Origin of the sequence: Rhizobium sp. 1399 (assembly GCF_031455475.1) — a bacterium.
GTDB lineage: Bacteria > Pseudomonadota > Alphaproteobacteria > Rhizobiales > Rhizobiaceae > Rhizobium.
Map to the genome: position 1 here is coordinate 230,902 of NZ_JAVDSU010000010.1, position 16,450 is coordinate 247,351.

Annotated in this window: 19 protein-coding genes; 17 read left to right on the forward strand and 2 right to left on the reverse strand. The window is 59.6% G+C overall.

Annotated features, from left to right (window positions below; translation table 11 throughout):
- Positions 1–356: 356 nt before the first annotated feature.
- The 8 genes from rpoD to J2X71_RS27450 all read left to right on the forward strand — a co-directional run bounded on the left by rpoD (position 357) and on the right by J2X71_RS27450 (position 7,929).
- Positions 357–2,411 (forward strand): RNA polymerase sigma factor RpoD, encoded by a 2,055-nt coding sequence (rpoD, locus tag J2X71_RS27415; protein WP_112543627.1) that lies wholly within the window; start codon positions 357–359, stop codon positions 2,409–2,411.
- A gap of 244 nt (positions 2,412–2,655) precedes the next feature.
- Positions 2,656–2,949, forward strand: a complete 294-nt coding sequence (locus J2X71_RS27420) for a GYD domain-containing protein (RefSeq protein ID WP_113324502.1) — start codon at positions 2,656–2,658, stop codon at positions 2,947–2,949.
- A gap of 108 nt (positions 2,950–3,057) precedes the next feature.
- Positions 3,058–3,798 carry a DUF930 domain-containing protein gene (locus J2X71_RS27425; RefSeq protein WP_310387142.1) on the forward strand — a complete coding sequence of 247 codons (741 nt, stop codon included), beginning with the start codon at positions 3,058–3,060 and terminating at the stop codon, positions 3,796–3,798.
- 48 nt (positions 3,799–3,846) lie between these two features.
- Positions 3,847–4,944, forward strand: coding sequence for a DUF930 domain-containing protein (locus J2X71_RS27430; RefSeq protein WP_310387097.1), 1,098 nt, complete (start codon positions 3,847–3,849; stop codon positions 4,942–4,944).
- A 108-nt stretch (positions 4,945–5,052) separates the two neighbouring features.
- Complete coding sequence (locus tag J2X71_RS27435; protein WP_183740999.1) at positions 5,053–5,214, forward strand: hypothetical protein; 162 nt, start codon at positions 5,053–5,055, stop codon at positions 5,212–5,214.
- Positions 5,215–5,265: 51 nt separating this feature from the next.
- The gene (locus J2X71_RS27440; protein WP_310387100.1) at positions 5,266–6,063 is read left to right on the forward strand and encodes an APH(3') family aminoglycoside O-phosphotransferase; all 798 of its coding nucleotides are present in this window, start codon (positions 5,266–5,268) and stop codon (positions 6,061–6,063) included.
- A gap of 105 nt (positions 6,064–6,168) precedes the next feature.
- The gene (locus tag J2X71_RS27445) at positions 6,169–6,969 is read left to right on the forward strand and encodes an AraC family transcriptional regulator (protein WP_310387102.1); all 801 of its coding nucleotides are present in this window, start codon (positions 6,169–6,171) and stop codon (positions 6,967–6,969) included.
- 72 nt (positions 6,970–7,041) lie between these two features.
- Positions 7,042–7,929 (forward strand): DMT family transporter, encoded by an 888-nt coding sequence (locus tag J2X71_RS27450; protein WP_310387104.1) that lies wholly within the window; start codon positions 7,042–7,044, stop codon positions 7,927–7,929.
- On the opposite strand, the gene J2X71_RS27455 is transcribed toward J2X71_RS27450, so the two are convergent.
- The gene (locus J2X71_RS27455; RefSeq protein ID WP_310387106.1) at positions 7,926–8,789 is read right to left on the reverse strand and encodes an AraC family transcriptional regulator; all 864 of its coding nucleotides are present in this window, start codon (positions 8,787–8,789) and stop codon (positions 7,926–7,928) included. The two genes, J2X71_RS27450 and J2X71_RS27455, sit on opposite strands and share 4 nt — an antisense overlap.
- A 135-nt stretch (positions 8,790–8,924) precedes the next feature.
- Between J2X71_RS27455 and J2X71_RS27460 the strand changes: the two genes are divergently transcribed.
- From J2X71_RS27460 to J2X71_RS27495, 8 genes are all read left to right on the forward strand, one after another.
- Entirely contained in the window at positions 8,925–9,860 is a 936-nt protein-coding gene (locus J2X71_RS27460) for a phytanoyl-CoA dioxygenase family protein (protein WP_310387108.1), read from the forward strand.
- 231 nt (positions 9,861–10,091) lie between these two features.
- Complete coding sequence (locus J2X71_RS27465) at positions 10,092–10,490, forward strand: DUF427 domain-containing protein (protein WP_310387110.1); 399 nt, start codon at positions 10,092–10,094, stop codon at positions 10,488–10,490.
- 140 nt (positions 10,491–10,630) lie between these two features.
- Positions 10,631–11,287 (forward strand): hypothetical protein, encoded by a 657-nt coding sequence (locus tag J2X71_RS27470; RefSeq protein WP_310387112.1) that lies wholly within the window; start codon positions 10,631–10,633, stop codon positions 11,285–11,287.
- Between the two features lie 123 nt (positions 11,288–11,410).
- A complete protein-coding gene (locus tag J2X71_RS27475; RefSeq protein WP_310387115.1) occupies positions 11,411–12,634 on the forward strand; it encodes an MFS transporter in 1,224 nt (407 codons plus the stop codon).
- A gap of 106 nt (positions 12,635–12,740) precedes the next feature.
- On the forward strand, positions 12,741–13,094 hold the full coding sequence (locus J2X71_RS27480) for a DUF1428 family protein (RefSeq protein ID WP_113324512.1): 354 nt from the start codon (positions 12,741–12,743) through the stop codon (positions 13,092–13,094).
- A gap of 74 nt (positions 13,095–13,168) precedes the next feature.
- Entirely contained in the window at positions 13,169–13,591 is a 423-nt protein-coding gene (locus tag J2X71_RS27485) for a secondary thiamine-phosphate synthase enzyme YjbQ (RefSeq protein WP_310387118.1), read from the forward strand.
- A 122-nt stretch (positions 13,592–13,713) separates the two neighbouring features.
- Positions 13,714–14,019 carry a hypothetical protein gene (locus tag J2X71_RS27490; RefSeq protein ID WP_310387119.1) on the forward strand — a complete coding sequence of 102 codons (306 nt, stop codon included), beginning with the start codon at positions 13,714–13,716 and terminating at the stop codon, positions 14,017–14,019.
- Between the two features lie 179 nt (positions 14,020–14,198).
- Positions 14,199–14,570, forward strand: a complete 372-nt coding sequence (locus J2X71_RS27495; RefSeq protein ID WP_310387121.1) for a hypothetical protein — start codon at positions 14,199–14,201, stop codon at positions 14,568–14,570.
- A 115-nt stretch (positions 14,571–14,685) separates the two neighbouring features.
- Here the strand turns inward: J2X71_RS27495 and J2X71_RS27500 are convergent, their stop codons facing one another.
- Positions 14,686–15,429: an SIMPL domain-containing protein gene (locus tag J2X71_RS27500; RefSeq protein ID WP_310387123.1), complete on the reverse strand. Its 744-nt coding sequence runs from the start codon at positions 15,427–15,429 to the stop codon at positions 14,686–14,688.
- A 229-nt stretch (positions 15,430–15,658) separates the two neighbouring features.
- Between J2X71_RS27500 and J2X71_RS27505 the strand changes: the two genes are divergently transcribed.
- The gene (locus J2X71_RS27505) at positions 15,659–16,396 is read left to right on the forward strand and encodes a glycosyltransferase family 25 protein (protein ID WP_310387125.1); all 738 of its coding nucleotides are present in this window, start codon (positions 15,659–15,661) and stop codon (positions 16,394–16,396) included.
- Positions 16,397–16,450 lie beyond the last annotated feature (54 nt).

Consider the following 16,450-nt stretch of genomic DNA (forward strand, 5'->3'; position numbering starts at 1 on the left):
TGGTGACATACTAAATAAGCGTAGCAATCGCTGGCGCGGTTCAAAGCCTGTGGATAAGGCTTTTTCCGGGTTTTCGGTGGCTTTTTTTCTGGAAAAGCTTGACGAGAACAAATTTTGTGGGAATCACCGTTCGACTTGAGCGGTGAACTGGGTCAAGGCGGATCGCACAACCATGGCCGGAAATCCAATAGCAATGAAATTTTGCTGTCCGATGCCGGCTATCGTGGTTAATCAGGCTTTAAATGTCATCCCGTTAGGTGGGTATAGGTGATTCGAGGCCGGCGCGCACGTGCCAGGCCACGACAGGGCCATTCACCGCAGCGAGTATGAATAGCGTCAGGAAGGCGACGATATAAATGGCAACGAAGGTCAAAGAGAACGAAGAAGCGGAAGTCGAACGCGACGGCGCAAGCGACGGCCCTCTTCTCGATCTTTCCGATGACGCGGTCAAGAAGATGATCAAGGCCGCCAAGAAGCGCGGCTATGTGACGATGGACGAGCTGAACGCCGTCCTGCCTTCCGAAGAAGTGACGTCCGAACAGATCGAAGACACGATGTCGATGCTGTCAGATATGGGCATCAACGTCATCGAAGACGAAGAAGCCGAGGAAGCCGGCGCTTCCGGCAGCGATGACGACGACAGCTCTGATAGTGAGGACGGTGAGGGCGGCGAACTCGCACCTTCCAGCGGTACCGCACTTGCGACTGCCAAGAAGAAAGAGCCGACCGACCGTACCGACGACCCGGTGCGCATGTATCTGCGCGAAATGGGTTCCGTCGAGCTTCTGTCGCGCGAAGGCGAAATCGCCATTGCAAAGCGCATCGAGGCCGGCCGCGAAACGATGATCGCAGGCCTCTGTGAGAGCCCGCTGACCTTCCAGGCGCTGATCATCTGGCGCGACGAACTGAACGAAGGCACGACGCTCCTGCGCGAGATCATCGATCTCGAAACGACCTATTCCGGTCCGGAAGCCAAGGCTGCCCCGCAGTTCCAGAGTCCCGAGAAGATCGAGGCCGACCGCAAGGCTGCCGAGGAAAAGGAAAAGACCCGGCGCGCCCGCTCCGGTGATGACGACATCACCGATGTCGGCGGCGAAGGCATGCCTCCGGAAGAGGAGGAAGAGGACGAGGACGAATCGAACCTCTCGCTCGCCGCGATGGAAGCCGAGCTTCGCCCGCAGGTCATGGAAACGCTCGACATCATTGCCGAGACCTACAAGAAGCTGCGCAAGCTGCAGGACCAGCAGGTCGAGCAGCGCCTTGCCGCCACCGGCACGCTGTCTTCCGCCCAGGAGCGCCGCTACAAGGAGCTCAAGGACGAGCTGATCAAGGCCGTGAAGTCGCTGTCGCTCAACCAGAACCGCATCGATGCGCTGGTCGAGCAGCTCTATGACATCAACAAGCGCCTCGTGCAGAACGAAGGCCGCCTGTTGCGTCTGGCCGAATCCTACGGCGTCAAGCGCGACTCGTTCCTGGAGCAGTATCAGGGTGCTGAGCTCGATCCGAACTGGATGAAGTCGATCGGCAATCTGGCCGCCCGCGGTTGGAAGGAATTCGCCAAGAGCGAGAACACGACGATCCGCGACATCCGCCAGGAGATCCAGAATCTCGCAACGGAAACCGGCATTTCGATCTCGGAATTCCGCCGCATCGTGCACATGGTGCAGAAGGGCGAGCGTGAAGCGCGTATCGCCAAGAAGGAAATGGTCGAAGCGAACCTTCGCCTCGTCATCTCCATCGCCAAGAAGTACACGAACCGCGGTCTGCAGTTCCTCGACCTCATTCAGGAAGGCAATATCGGCCTGATGAAGGCGGTCGACAAGTTCGAATACCGCCGCGGCTACAAGTTCTCGACCTATGCGACGTGGTGGATCCGTCAGGCGATCACCCGCTCGATCGCCGACCAGGCCCGCACGATCCGTATTCCGGTGCACATGATCGAAACGATCAACAAGATCGTCCGCACTTCGCGCCAGATGCTGCATGAAATCGGCCGCGAGCCGACGCCGGAAGAACTGGCCGAAAAGCTCGCCATGCCGCTCGAAAAGGTCCGCAAGGTCCTGAAGATCGCCAAGGAGCCGATCTCGCTCGAAACCCCTGTGGGCGACGAAGAAGATTCGCATCTCGGCGATTTCATCGAGGACAAGAACGCGCTTCTGCCGATCGACGCCGCCATCCAAGCGAACCTGCGCGAGACGACGACCCGCGTTCTGGCATCGCTGACGCCGCGCGAAGAGCGCGTTCTGCGCATGCGCTTCGGCATCGGCATGAACACCGATCACACGCTCGAAGAAGTCGGCCAGCAGTTCTCTGTCACCCGCGAACGTATCCGCCAGATCGAGGCGAAGGCGCTGCGCAAGCTCAAGCATCCGAGCCGCTCCAGAAAGCTGCGCTCGTTCCTCGACAGCTGAGCTTTCACGTCTTCCAGACGATCGATACCAGAACCCGGCCAGCCTTGTTGGCCGGGTTTTTCTCTGCCTGCGATCCTGAGCGGATTAGCCCGTCGGGGAACGTCTAGCCCGATTGATGACTCTCGCGCCGCTTGTCCCTATGTGGTGACAGGCCTATAATTTCGGCAGCGGGGGAAGAGAGCGGTCGCGGCGTGCGAGCTGTATCATGCGCCGCGTGACCGTGGCCTCCGTCGGGAGGTGCAGCATGACCACCTACATTCTGCTGATAAACTGGACCGATCAGGGCATCCGGAACGTGAAGGATTCTGCCAAGAGACTGGATGCGGCAAGGAACATGCTCGGCGGCATGGGCGGTTCCTTCGACAAGTTTTATCTCACCATGGGCGAATATGACATGGTGGCCGTCTGCGAGGCGCCTGATGATCGCGTGATGGCGCGCTTCACGCTGTCTCTCGCCACAGGCGGAAACGTCCGCACGAAAACCATGAAGGCATTTTCGGAAGTGAACTACCGCGACATCATCGCGTCGCTCTCGTAGGTCAGGATGGCCAATAGCTGGTGATGAGCCGGATGCGGCGTTGCGGTTGTCCCGCGGCGCTGGCAGTGTCGCTGCGCCTTGAACCCAGAGCATGGACTTGCCTTGCCGATGGAACATGCCGGCCAGTTGCAGAGAGGAAGATTAGATCCGGCCTGGCCGGTATCGCTCGTACTGCATCTGGTCATCGGCTTGCTCCTGCTTGCTTTCCTGCCTGATGTGCAGCCCATCAGGCCTGCGCCGGAAGACAGCATCGACGTTGAAGTCGTGACACCGCCTGCGATCGCCGCTTCAACTCCGCCGCCTGCCGTCCAGCCGCCGCCGGACAGGAGCGAAGAGAAAGCAAATTCTGCCGCGGGAGAGGATGCCCCGCCGGCACCCGAGACGGCATCGAGGGAGATGCCTCCTCCATTGCCGACATCGCCGAAGCCGGTGACGTCGGGTCCGCCGGAGTTGACGCAGGCAAAAGAGCTCTTTTCGGGAAAGACGCTGGCCAGCCCACGCAGTCGCGAGGCGCGCCAGTTGCTCGGCACATTGTCCGGCGGGGAGCGCAATCTGCAGCTCTGCAATCTAGAAGCGCTGGAGCAGATCAGCCGTTCGCGTCCGGGCTCTGCCCCTGACCTCGTTGCGCCCTATGCCATGAAAGCGGAGAAGGTGAGGGGTAACAGCGTCGAGGTGGATGGCGGGGCTTTTCGCAGCAAGCGCAACTGGTTCAACGTCCGGTTCCATTGCGAGGTCGACCCAGCGGGGCAGGCGGTTGTCGCCTTTGCCTTTGCCATAGGTGACGCCATTCCGAGGAGCGAGTGGCAGGAACACAATCTGGTCGCCGATGATGGCGAGGCCGATCAGTGAGCTAGGAGCGATAGGGGCTGTGCGCAAACTTCACGAGGTTTTTTCGATTTGTGGCTTGATGCTGCCGGTTTTAAAGGCCACATCGCTGCTGTGACAGAAGACGAAGTCGAACCGGCAGATACCGATCACGAAAAGGAGCACCAGGAGCCTCGCGTTCGCTGGGGTGTGGTCGCGTCCGTGCTCGTGCATATTCCCTTGGTCGCGCTCCTCATTTTCGGCTTGCCTGATATCCAGCCGAAGCCCGCAGAAGATGAGAGCGTTAAGGTCGAGCTCGTCCCGCCGCCGGAAGAGAAGAAGCCCGAGGAAAAGCCGAAAGAGGAAGAGAAGCCGAAGGAACAGGCGAAGGCCAAGCAGCCACCGCCTCCACCGCCACCGCCGCAATCACCTCCGCCTGCCGCAGAGACGGCAGAAAAAACGAAGCCGCCGCCTATGCCGCCTATGCGTGTTGTCACGGAATTTGGCGATAAGAATAGTGGTCCCAAAAAAACGTTGGCAGGCAATTCGTCTGAAGGCGAAGCAAAGGCGGCAACGACGCCCCCAAAGCGTGATGTTGAGCCGCAGCAAATGCCCACAGAGGCCGCCGCGGAGAAACCAAAAACTGAGACGCCTCCATCAAGGCCCGTTCCAGATGATGTGAAGCTTCCGGAAGTTGCGGCGGCTGATGCTTCTCCGGAGCCAAATGGGCCGTCAGCAGACGTGTCGGGTGAAGCCAAGACCAGTATCGAGCAGACCAAGCCGCCGCCGCAGAAAACGCCTGAAAAGCCAAAAGAGATGGTGAAGAACAATGATCTCGCGAACGCCAAGACGCTGTTCTCGTCCACTGAGGACGGAAGCTCCCTTGCGCAGTCTGCAGTCGACGGTCTCCCACGTAGCAAAAGGGTGGCCGTTCTTTGCGCCAGCGAGCTTCGAGCCCAACTCGCTTACGGTTCCCCGAGTTACCAGCCCTACGCACTACCCCAGTACGGGTTGCGAGCAGGAACCCTGCTGAATATCGACGATGCAGCCTTTGGTACGGCCAAGGGCTGGTACCATGTTCGTTTCCGTTGTGAGGTGGATGCGGATGCCACGAAAGTGGTTTCGTTTGCCCACGAAGTGGGCGGCTTGATCCCCCGTAGCCAGTATGGAAAATACGATATTCGCGAATAGTCGGCGGCACCTTTGGTCGCGCCCATCCCGAAACAAGCCACGCGCAAGGAACCATCTCTATCGTTTTCCCATGGCCGTGATGATTATGGTGGATAAGGGGACAATGATATGTCGAACGAGATCGAGCACTTCTTCGAGCGTCAGGAAGAAGCTGTCAGCCTGATGTTTCTGGAAAACAAGGCCGACGAGCTGACCGATATTCTGGTCGCGGCTCTGGAAGAAGCTTTCGAAATTCTTCTGGAAAGCGCGCCGGCCGAAACCTTCCACTAAGGCGCCCACGCGGAGCTCTCGGGCAGAGCTCTTTCCCATCATAGGATTGTCATGGTCGTTCCGCTTCAGGAAGATGGCAGGCTTCCAGTTTCACTCCGGAGCCATCTCGGCGGCTATGAATGGCGGCGGGACGCGCTCGGCCGTTCCTCGGCTTGCGTTTTCCGATTGGAAGGCGAGAGGCGTCCAGGGCTTTACCTGAAGGTCGAAGAGGCGGGGCCGTTTTGCGAGCTTGCCGATGAGGCCGAGAGGCTCGTCTGGCTTCGCAGCCAGGGCCTCGATTGCCCCGAGCTCATCGGCTATGAGAGCGATGGCGAACGTAGTTTTCTCCTGATGACGGCACTGCCGGGCGCCGATCTCGTCACTGCCGCGGCGCTGCTGCCCGAAGAGCGGATCGAGATCCTCGCCTCTGCGCTTAGCACTCTCCATAACGTCGATATCGGCGCCTGTCCGTTCGATCATCGGCTGGAGAAGCGCCTCGCGGTCGCTGAAGCGCGCATGCGAGCCGGCGTCGTCGACGAGACGGATTTCGACGAGATACGGCTCGGCAAAAGCGCCTTCTTCCTCTTCGGCGAATTGCAGCGGCTGCGGCCCGAAAGCGAAAATCTCGTCGTTGCGCATGGCGATGCCTGCCTGCCGAACTTCATGGTCGCAGACGGGCGGTTTGCCGGTTATATCGATTGCTGCCGCCTTGGCGTCGCCGACCGCTATCAGGATGTCGCGCTTGCCTGCCACAGCATCGCCTATAATTTCGGCGAGGAATTCGTGCGGTTGTTCCTCAATGCTTACGGCTTGTCGATCATCGATCCCGTGAAGATGGACTACTATCAGCTCCTGGATGAGTTCTTTTAGAACTCTTTGTTTTGAGGCAAAATCGCTGCGCACTTTTGCTGGACTTGCTTCCGCGCTTGCCCGGCTTGCGGCCGGCTGTCAAAGTCGGCCGGGAAGGAGATTGCCATGGCCGCCAGCCAGTTCAGGATGCTGCGCTCGTCCGTGCCCGGCGTTGAAGCGGTTGTGGCGACATCTGGTCATCGTTTCGCGCGCCATACGCATGAGCAGTTCGGCATTGGCCTTATTTTTTCCGGTGCGCAGAAATCGCTGAGCGGACGCGGCATGGTCGAGGCGGAGGCCGGCGATCTCATCACCGTCAATCCAAATGAGGTTCATGACGGGACGCCGATCGGCGAGGCGCGCTCCTGGAGCATTCTCTATTTCGATCCTGCCGTGATGGAGGGTCTTGCGCGCGAGGTTGCACAGGGCGGGATCGGCCGCTCGGAGATTCCGCACCCCGTCATTCACGACAGGTTACTTGCCGAACGATTTCGCGCGCTGTTTTCTGCCGTGACCGGCAACGAGGAACGAATGCGCTGCGAGGAGCTGCTACTGTCGGTCATTGCCGATGCCCTGCGGGAAACGGCGATACGGGAGGAGCCGGCAACGGCACCGCATTCCATTGTTCAGGCCCGCAGCATGATCGATGACGATCCGGCGGCGGAGATTTCGCTTTCCGATCTGGCAGGGGAGAGCGGCCTCAGCCGGTTTCAGGTGCTGCGCGCTTTTGCACGGGTGACGGGCTTTACGCCGCATGCCTATCTCGTTCAGGCTCGCGTGCATCTTGCCCGGCGGCTGATCGCCGGTGGCGCGGCGCTCGCGGAGGCTGCCGCCGAAAGCGGCTTTGCCGACCAGAGCCATATGACGCGCGCCTTCGTTTCCCGCTATGGCCTGACGCCCGGCGCTTATGCGCGCGGCCATTCCTGATCTCCTGCAATTTCGTTCAAGACCCCGCGCTGCCCAACCTGTTTGTTTGCTCCATCTCGAAGGGAGCGGCAGATGAGCAGGGAATTTCAGGGGTATATCTATCTCACGCTGGCCATGGTGACGGTTGGCAGCACTGTCATCGCCAGTAAGGTCATTGCCTCGGGCCTGCCGCCTTTTACGGCGACGGCGCTACGCTTTGCCGTAGCCTTTCCCTTCTTCCTTTTCCTCATGCGCTGGACGGGATCGCGGCTGCCGCGGCTCTCCGGGCGGGACTGGCTGATCCTCGTCACACAGGCGGGGGCCGGGAGCGTTGGCTACACGACCTTGCTGATCTCAGGCCTGTCGCTGACATCGGCGGCCAATGCCGGCGTCATCATCGGCACGCTGCCGGTCGTCTCTGCGGCGATCTCCATCCTCCTGCTTGGCGAGAAGCCGCATGGTTTCCTGCTGCTGGCGATCGGGCTTGCGGCTGCGGGTGTCTTTTCCATCGCCTTTTCGCCGGCGGCCGGGCGAGGGTCTCTTGTCGGTGATATCATGATCTTCGGGGCCGTCATCTGCGAAGGGCTGTTCATTCTTCTGAACAAGCGGCTTGGTACGGCCATTCCGCCGCTGACGCAGTCGGCGTTGATGACGGCGATTGGTTTCGTGGTCGCAGCCGTACCGGCTCTGTTCGAGCACCATGATATCGGCATCGATGTGCAGTCCGCCGTCGCTGCGGTGATCTATTACGCGCTGGTGCCGACGGTCGGCGGCTTCGTGCTCTGGTATGCGGGGGCGGAGCGCGTAAGCGGTGCGGAAGCGTCTCTGTTTACCGCCGTGGCGCCGGTATCCGCCGTCATCTTCGCCTTCCTTTTCCTGGGGGAAGCGATCGGCCTCAACCAGATATTCGGGATCGCCTGTGTGCTCGCAGCCGTCATTGGGCTTGGTTTTGCCAGCCTACGCCGAAACGAGAAAGCTTAGGCGCGGCGGAAGACGTTGCGGTATTCCCGCGGCGTCATTCCGGTCTGTGCCCTGAACTGCCGGTTGAAATTGGCAAGCGAACTATAGCCGACGGCATCGGCGATATGGCCGACGGGCTGGACCGTGGCCGAAAGGCGCGCGCAGGCATCACCGATGCGCATACGGATCAGATAGTCGGAGACGGTCGTACCAGTGTGACGGCGGAAGAGCCGGTGCAGGCCGGAGACGCTGAGTGCGGCTATATTGGCGAGCTCTTCCAGTGCGATCGTGCGGGCATAATTCAGATGCAGGTGGGTGAGTACCCGGTCGATGCGCTCACGGTTCTCCTGCAATTCTCGGCTTTGACCAGGTGTGCTGGCCAGCGCAGATGCCTGCCGGTCGCCGGCGATGGAGCCGAGAATGTCGAAGAGCGAGAGCAGCCGTTCAGCGGGCGGCTTTGCGAAGATCGCCTCGATGTCGTTGCGGACGGCTTCGGCTGCCTCCTTCGAGAAGTGGAGGCCGCGATCTGCGCGGACAAGCATGGACTCGACCGGACGAAGCTCTACAGCCCCCGATGTCATCTTCTGTATCCAGTCCGGATGGAACCAGAGCACGAGGGCGATATGCGGGTTTGCCTCGTCGTATTTCGCGCGCGATACCCAGGTGTGCGGCAGGTTGGGGCCGACCAACACGAGGTCGCCATCCTCATATTCCCCGGTATGGTCGCCGATGAAACGCTGGCCGATGGAATTCAGTGTCAGCGTCAGCTCGAACTCGGGATGATGGTGCCACTGGAACGGGATCGCGTCATCCAGCCGCCGGTTCAGCATGCTCCAGGAGCTGTCGGCATGCCGCGGCAATATCTCTAGATAAGGCCTCATCGGGCGCCTTTCAGACTATTGACGCCAGAATAGTATCATAATTTGCCAAGCTGGCACAACATGGCCGGAGCCCGTGCACTACACTCTCCTTATTGCCTGAAACCACAGGGATGGATCAAACGATGGGAGGATCTCATGCAACTGGCAGCGAAACGCGACGCTCATCCGACGGCCTCGTCGGTCACCACCCAGCTCAAGGACATCAAGAAGAGATTGCCGCTGCGCGTGCTCTCGGAGGCGGACTGGCAGCATTGGACGACGAAGGGCTATGTGATCGTTCGCCAGGCCGTTCCTGCAGCCAATGTCGAGCGGCTTGCGGAAGTGCTCTGGCGTTTTGACGAGAAGGATCCGAACGATTCTTCCACCTGGTATGCGCCGCAGCGCCGTGAGCACAAGATGAAAGAGCTCAACAATACCGGTATGCTGGAGATCTACAATCACCAGGCCCTCTGGGATAACCGCATGGAAAAGCGCGTCTACGATGTCTTCGTCGACATCTGGGACCGCGAAGACCTGTGGGTGACGATCGACCGCGCCAATCTGAACCCGCCGAAGAAGGTCAAGGGCAATCCGAACGGCTTCATTCATTGGGATGTCGATACGTCCATCCGGCCGCTGCCGATCGGCGTGCAGGGCGTGCTGAGTCTCAAGAAGCAGGACGGCGATGTCGGCGGCTTCCAGTGCGTTCCCTATCTCTTCGAGCATTTCGACGAATGGGTGAAGACGCAACCCGAGGATCGCGATCCGATGCATCCAGATATGACCGGTCTTTCCGTTGTCAATATCGACATGGAGCCGGGCGATCTGATGATCTTCAATTCGCTGCTTGCCCATGGTGTTCGCCCAAACCATGCGGAGAACCGTGTGCGCATGGCGCAATATATCTCCATGCATCCGGCCGAATACGACAATGCCGAAGAGCGCGAAGAGCGCATCCGCCTATGGAGGGAGCTCGACCATCCGAAGCGTGATGCCTTCCCCGGCGATCCGCGCGAATGGGAAAAGCATAACGCCAAGACCGCCGAGCTGACGCCACTCGGCCGTAAGCTGCTCGGCCTCGATCGCTGGTAAGCGGATAGCAGATCACAAGCCGCGGAGGTGGACGCCTTCGCGGCTCTTTCCTCATCATCATCGGCGATATGATTGCGCGGTCCGGTACGAAGCCGCCGATGCTGTCCCTCATCCACACATCTGCGGGCTTATGAAATCCGCCAAGAACGAGAAGGGAGCTGCTGACCCCTTGGGATGGTCGCTTGCGTACCCTATCTCTTTCCAAGAGATATCAATCCGGAGATGACATCCATGTCAGGCAAGCCGATCAAGATTCCCGGGCCGGACCATCCGATCACCGTCGAACACAATCCCTCCCGTATCGTCGTCAAGCTGGGTGGCCGCGTGATTGCTGATACGCATGATGCGCTGACGCTTCGCGAGGCTTCCTATCCGCCGGTGCAGTATATTCCACGCAAGGATGTGGACATGTCGCTGCTCGAGCGCACCGACCACGAGAGCCATTGCCCCTATAAGGGGGACGCCTCCTACTACAGCATTCCTGTTGGCGGTGAGCGTTCGAAGAATGCGATCTGGACGTATGAGACGCCCAATCCCGCCGTCGCCAACATCGAGGGCTATATGGCCTTTTACCCTGACAGGGTCGATTCCATCGAAGAGCTGTCGTCGCCCGAAGCAGGGCAGTTCTAAGGGATAACTTGACTTCCACCTATGATCTACGCACCGGGTTCAAGATGACGCCGGATGCATAAGCGTATTGGGTTAATATGAATCCCTCTCAGGTTGCAGTATCTTTGCCGCGCGCGAGGATACTGCAGACCGGGGGCTTCATGAAACTGGATCAGGTGGAGCTTCGCTCCGAAGTATTGGATATCCGGATTGTAGAGAGCATCGGCGATGGTTCTTTCAATCTTGAATTCGATATTTCTCGTAGTGACGGATATGTTATGATCCTTCTGGAAATACTGGCGGGAAGGGGTGATTTTCTTGTTCAGGGTTTCAATGAGGAAAATAGTGCCGCCACCTCACTCAGGAGCCGACAAAGGGTCTACATATTGAGACCTGTCGACGCTGCCCGAAGGATCGCGGTCGGCATGTTCGCAGCCGTCAACAGCAAGGTCCGGGCGACGATCGCCTGTTTCAAGCGGAAGATCGTCAATACATCTGAGGAATTGTCCTGTCCTCTGTGCCGTGCGCTTTCCAAAGTGCTCGTTGCTTCCGCACTTGCCTGGATGGGCATTCCGTCTCCGGACATTCTGGATAGGGTTGAGATTTCCACCGCTCCCTCTGTCGAGCAGATGAGGAAGCTTCTCAGTGGCACAGCGACCATAGGCAGTTCGCAGAACGAGCTACTCGCGCTTGTCGATCCGGGTTTGCGTGCGGCAATCCTTGATGTCATGGAAGAGACCATGTGGCTTCTCGATATGCGCGATCAGCTCCATACTGCCGCGTGCCAGATGGTCGGCTGCTGTCCGCGCCCAACTTGATGCGGCAATTGCGCGCCGGAGCTTATTCCGGTTGACATAAATCATTTTCAAGCAGAACACCGTTCCGTTCTTATAAGATTCCTATATGTGCCTGTGGCTTGGCCGCAGGCCGGTGACTGAACAATGGACATACCAGTGAAAGAGCGGGATAGCGTTCTGCGCCATCCCGGCTATCTGAACTTCGCCGCCTCCCGCGTCTTCTCCTCGCTTTCCTTCCAGGCCGTCGGTATCGCCATGGGGTGGATGATCTATGATCAGACACACAGCGCCTTCGCGCTCGCCCTCGTCGGTTTCTGCCAGTTCCTGCCGATGGCCGTGCTGACCTTTGTCGTCGGTCATGTCGCCGACCGGTTCGACCGCCGGCGGATCGGGCTTGTTTGCCAGTTGATCGAGGCTGTTACCTCGCTGGTGCTGGCGGTGGCAACCTGGCAGCAATGGCTGTCGCCGGCCGGAATTCTGGCCGCGGTCACCATCATGGGCGCCGTCGTCGCCTTCGAGCGGCCGACCATGGCCGCCCTCCTGCCTAGTATCGTGCCGGCCTCGATGTTGCAGAGAGCGGTTGCCACTTCGACCTCGCTGATGCAGACGGCGCTGATCATCGGCCCATCGCTCGGCGGTCTTCTCTATGGCGTCAGCCCCATTGCGCCTTTCGCGGTCGCAGCCGTGCTCTTTGCCGTCGCGAGCTTCAACGTGATTTCGATTCGCATGGAGTGGACGCCTTCAAAACGCGAGCCGGTGACACTTACCTCCGTCTTCGCCGGCGTTTCCTTCATCCGCAGCCGGCCGGTGATGCTCGGCACGATTTCGCTCGATCTCTTCGCGGTATTGCTTGGCGGCGCGACAGCGCTGCTGCCGATGTTTGCCCGCGATATCCTGCATGCCGGCCCGTGGGGCCTTGGCCTGCTGCGCGGGGCACCCGCCATCGGTGCACTTGCCATGTCCATCGTGCTGGCCCGCCGGCCGCTCACATCGGATGTCGGCCGCAAGATGATGGTGGCGGTCGCTGTCTTCGGTGTCGCCACCATCGTCTTCTCGCTCTCAACCAACATCGCGCTTTCCGTCATCGCCCTGCTCGTTATCGGTGCATCAGATACGGTCAGCGTTGTTGTTCGCAGTTCTCTCGTCCAGCTTCTGACACCGGATGAGATGCGCGGCCGCGTCAATGCTGTGAACTCGCTCTTCATAGGCACCTCGAACCAGCTTGGCGAATTCGAATCCGGCATGCTTGCCGGCGTGGTCGGCCCCGTCGTGGCCGGCATTGTCGGCGGGGTCGGTACGATCGTCGTCGTGCTTTTGTGGACGCGACTTTTCCCTGACCTTCTGAAGGTGAAGACCCTTCAGGGCTAACCCTTATCTCCTTGCCGCATCGGTCGCCGGCGTTAATTGACGCGGCAATGTCGGATGCCGCCGGCGTCTAACGTCCTATGGACGTTAACACGAGAGGAGAAGTGCAATGTCCTATGTTGATGGTTTCATCGTCGCCGTTCCCCGCGAGAATGTCGATGCCTACAAGGAATTCTCCGCCTATGCCGGATCGATCTGGAAGGAATATGGCGCGCTCGAATATGTCGAATGCCTTGGCAACGACGTGCCCTATGGCGAGCTGACCTCATTTCCACGCGCCGTGATGGCCAAGGATGACGAGGTGGTGGTCTTCTCCTGGATCCTCTACGAATCCAAACAGCAGCGCGACGAGGTCAATGCCAAGGTCATGGCCGATCCGCGCCTTTCCAGCGACAAGTGGAAGATGCCATTTGACGGCAAGCGCATGATCTATGGCGGTTTCGAGGAGTTGCTGCGGCTCTAACATCGAGCCGATGCCATTGACTTCGAGAGCAAGGCACGCCACCTCGCGAGAGACAATCTGCGACGGAGACAGCCTTGCCCCAGACTACCTTTGTGATTTCCACCCTCGGCCAGGGCCTCTACGAATTTACCGATCAGGCCAATGACTTCGTGTGCCGGTCCGGCTTGGAAGACGGGCTGCTGACGGTCTTCGTGCGCCACACCTCCTGCTCGCTGCTCATTCAGGAAAATGCCGATCCCGACGTGAAGACGGATCTCAACAGTTTCTTCCGTCGCCTCGTGCCGCCGTCATCCGATCCGTCGATGGGCTGGGTCGTCCATACGACGGAGGGACCTGACGACATGCCGGCGCATATCAAGGCGGCGCTCACGCAGGTTTCGATCAGCGTTCCCGTCAGCAGCGGCCGGCTGATGCTCGGCACATGGCAGGGCATCTATCTCTTCGAGCACCGCGACCACCCGCACTGGCGCGAGGTGGTGCTGCATTTGAGTCCGTGAGGTCATTAACCCTTGTGAATGCCAACTGAATGGATGGTTCGAATGGCATTCAGCTTCATGGGTTTAGTCTTGCGACAATCCCAAAGGGGAGATCGAGGAAACACCACGAGGAGACAACCCCAATGTCGCATTTCCTTGCCAAGGCTTCGCTTGCCGCACTACTCGCTCTGAGTTCCGTCCCGTTTGCCGGCTCCGTTGCTTTCGCCGCTCCCCAGACGGATTTCGTCGTCAAGGCGCAGTATCACCGCCCGCCGGTTCGCGGCTGCTCGCCGATGCAGGCCATCCGCAAGGCCCGCTATTCCGGCCTGCGCGACGTGCGTATTTCCAACATTACGCCGCGCCGGGTCGTCGTTGCCGGCCGCGACCGCCGTGGCTGGGACCGCATGACCTTCGCCAATGTGCGCGGTTGCCCGCTCATGTATCGCTAATTCGCTCGGCCAGAGCCAGGAAGACATGGGTCAGGAAAACTTGAACTAGAAAACTTGAGCTCCGGCCGTTTTGTCTTGACCGCGGCACTTTCGACCGTCTTCTCTCGGAACTGTATGTAAGTGATTCCGAACAGGCTCCGGCAGTTGCCCGCGCGGCTATCAACCACGAGGATCTTTTCATGATGCAGTTTCTGGCGAAGGCGGGGCTTGCCGCCCTTCTTTCCGCTGCTGCGCTGGCCGGCACCGTTGCGCCGGCTGCAGCACAGGTGAATATCATTATCGGCGAACCGGACCGTGGTCCGCCCCCGCCGGACTGGCGTCGCCCGCCGCCACCGCCGCCGGGTTACGGCCGTCCGCCGGGCTACGGGCGTCCGCCGCGTGGCGGCTGCGATCCGCGCATGGCGGAAAACATCGCCGAGGATTACGGCCTGCGCCGCACGCGCGTCGTCGATGTTACGCCGCGCCGTGTCATCGTGCAGGGCTGGAGCCGCCGCGGCCCCGACCAGATGACCTTCGGCAACGTTCGCGGTTGCCCGCTCATGCGCCGCTGATACCAGGCGCACGATCGTCCGTCGCATAAAAAACCGCCCTTGCAGACAGCAAGGGCGGTTTTCTTTTGAGCAGCTTTTCCCGTCGGGACAGGGCGCCGAAGCGCCCTGTCGAGCCTTACTGCTCGATTGCGAAAGTCATGCTGACGGTGACATTGTAGCTGTTCTCGCCGCCCTGGACCGGAACGGCAGCGGCATCGGAGGCTTCCTTCATCATCGCGGCGCGGTAGACCGGCTGCGGCATCGGGCGCATGACATTCTCGCTGATCTCGACGATGCGGCCGACCTTCACGCCGGCGGCTTCGCTCAAGGTCTTCGCCTTCCTGATCGCGTTGGCGACAGCGTTTTTGCGGGCTGCCTCCAAGGCTGCTTCCGGCTTGTCGTTGGTGAACTGGATATCGCCGCCCTGATTGATGCCGAGAGTGACAGACTGATCGATGATCTCGCCCAGTTTGGACAGGTCGCGGACGCGCACGGTGACCGAATTGCTGGTCTGGTAGCCGATCAATTGCGGCGGCTGCGGCTGGTTATCGACCGGCTGCGGGTAATTGTACTGCGGCTGGATCGAAAAGCCCGAGGTCTGCAGATCGCGATCGGCAATGCCGCTCTTCTTGAGCGCGGCCAGCACTTCGTTCATCGCCTTGTTGTTTTCGTCGAGCGCTTCGCGGGCAGTCTTTGCCTGTTTGACGACTGCGAGATTGACGACGGCCATATCGGGAGCCAATGCCGATTCGCCTTCTCCTGATACGTTGATGACCGCTTCGCGCGGCTTGTTCTCCTGCGCCAGAAGCGGAGCGGATGCCGCGAGCGGCAGGCTCAGAAAGGCTGTCAGAAGGGCAGTCTTGGTGTAGTTCGGCGCCATGTTTGTTCCTCGGCTGTTTGCGTCCCTGCGAGCTTTGTGTCTGCGGATTGTGAAGCTATTGCGGCAGGAATCGATATGAGAATTGCTTTACCATGATGATTGCTTTCGACTAAAGGGTGTAGGGGGTAATCAACGCATGGTAGGTAATCTGGGCGTGTGGATGTTGCCCGCTGTTAAGCCTCGACTTATAAAGAACCGCATTTCTGTCTCATGCTGAAGTTTCGCTTTTATGAAAATCGGTGCCTATGTCATCAACCTGAACCGCTCCATCGCTCGCTGGGAAGGGCTTTCGCGGAAGGCCAATTCGCTGGCGCTCGACGTCGTCAGGATATCCGGGGTGGATGGCTCGCAGATCCAGCCGCACGACAAGGCTGACATCAACAAGCGGCAATTTCTTCTTCGCAATGGCAGGAACTATCTGCCGGGCGAGCACGGCTGCTATCGCAGCCACGTCAAGGCTCTCACCGAGTTTCTCGACAGCAGCAATGATGCAGCGATCATCATGGAAGATGACGTGGAACTGCAGGCCAATCTGATAGAACGTGCAGAGGCTGTGCTTGCGGCTGTTCCGAAAGCGGAATTGGTCAAGTTGCTCAACCACCGGTCCAAGGGCTTCATGCAGAAGGCGACGACGAAATTCGGCGATGCCATCGGCCGCTGCATCCACGGGCCGCAGGGTTCGGCTGCCTGCTATCTGGTCACCCGATCCGGCGCAAAGAAGCTTCTCCGGACCATGACTGTCATGGTCTATCCCTTCGATGTGGCATTAGAGCGCGGGTGGTCGACCGAGGTTAATACCTTTACGGTCAAGAACAATCTGATAGAGCTAGGGCCGAACAGCCACGAAACGGCGATTGCGACGAAGCTCGACTACAGACGGCAGAAATTCAAGGGAATACGCCGCTCCGTCACCCATCTGCTTCGCGCCGCCGATTATGCTAGAAGGGTGCAATATTCTCTATGGTAGCGAGCGAAGAGCCGATTGCCACGCCCTCCCGCCTCAAGCCCGTCCTCGTCATCC

Coding starts and splice junctions, on each gene's coding strand:
- J2X71_RS27465 (WP_310387110.1), top strand. CDS start 10,092: ATGTCAGGCAAGCCGATCAAGATTCCCGGGCCGGACCATCCGATCACC.
- J2X71_RS27435 (WP_183740999.1), top strand. CDS start 5,053: ATGTCGAACGAGATCGAGCACTTCTTCGAGCGTCAGGAAGAAGCTGTC.
- J2X71_RS27445 (WP_310387102.1), top strand. CDS start 6,169: ATGGCCGCCAGCCAGTTCAGGATGCTGCGCTCGTCCGTGCCCGGCGTT.
- rpoD (WP_112543627.1), top strand. CDS start 357: ATGGCAACGAAGGTCAAAGAGAACGAAGAAGCGGAAGTCGAACGCGAC.
- J2X71_RS27480 (WP_113324512.1), top strand. CDS start 12,741: ATGTCCTATGTTGATGGTTTCATCGTCGCCGTTCCCCGCGAGAATGTC.
- J2X71_RS27470 (WP_310387112.1), top strand. CDS start 10,631: ATGAAACTGGATCAGGTGGAGCTTCGCTCCGAAGTATTGGATATCCGG.
- J2X71_RS27440 (WP_310387100.1), top strand. CDS start 5,266: ATGGTCGTTCCGCTTCAGGAAGATGGCAGGCTTCCAGTTTCACTCCGG.
- J2X71_RS27450 (WP_310387104.1), top strand. CDS start 7,042: ATGAGCAGGGAATTTCAGGGGTATATCTATCTCACGCTGGCCATGGTG.
- J2X71_RS27420 (WP_113324502.1), top strand. CDS start 2,656: ATGACCACCTACATTCTGCTGATAAACTGGACCGATCAGGGCATCCGG.
- J2X71_RS27495 (WP_310387121.1), top strand. CDS start 14,199: ATGATGCAGTTTCTGGCGAAGGCGGGGCTTGCCGCCCTTCTTTCCGCT.
- J2X71_RS27490 (WP_310387119.1), top strand. CDS start 13,714: ATGTCGCATTTCCTTGCCAAGGCTTCGCTTGCCGCACTACTCGCTCTG.
- J2X71_RS27455 (WP_310387106.1), bottom strand. CDS start 8,789: ATGAGGCCTTATCTAGAGATATTGCCGCGGCATGCCGACAGCTCCTGG.
- J2X71_RS27460 (WP_310387108.1), top strand. CDS start 8,925: ATGCAACTGGCAGCGAAACGCGACGCTCATCCGACGGCCTCGTCGGTC.
- J2X71_RS27475 (WP_310387115.1), top strand. CDS start 11,411: ATGGACATACCAGTGAAAGAGCGGGATAGCGTTCTGCGCCATCCCGGC.
- J2X71_RS27505 (WP_310387125.1), top strand. CDS start 15,659: ATGAAAATCGGTGCCTATGTCATCAACCTGAACCGCTCCATCGCTCGC.
- J2X71_RS27425 (WP_310387142.1), top strand. CDS start 3,058: ATGGAACATGCCGGCCAGTTGCAGAGAGGAAGATTAGATCCGGCCTGG.
- J2X71_RS27500 (WP_310387123.1), bottom strand. CDS start 15,429: ATGGCGCCGAACTACACCAAGACTGCCCTTCTGACAGCCTTTCTGAGC.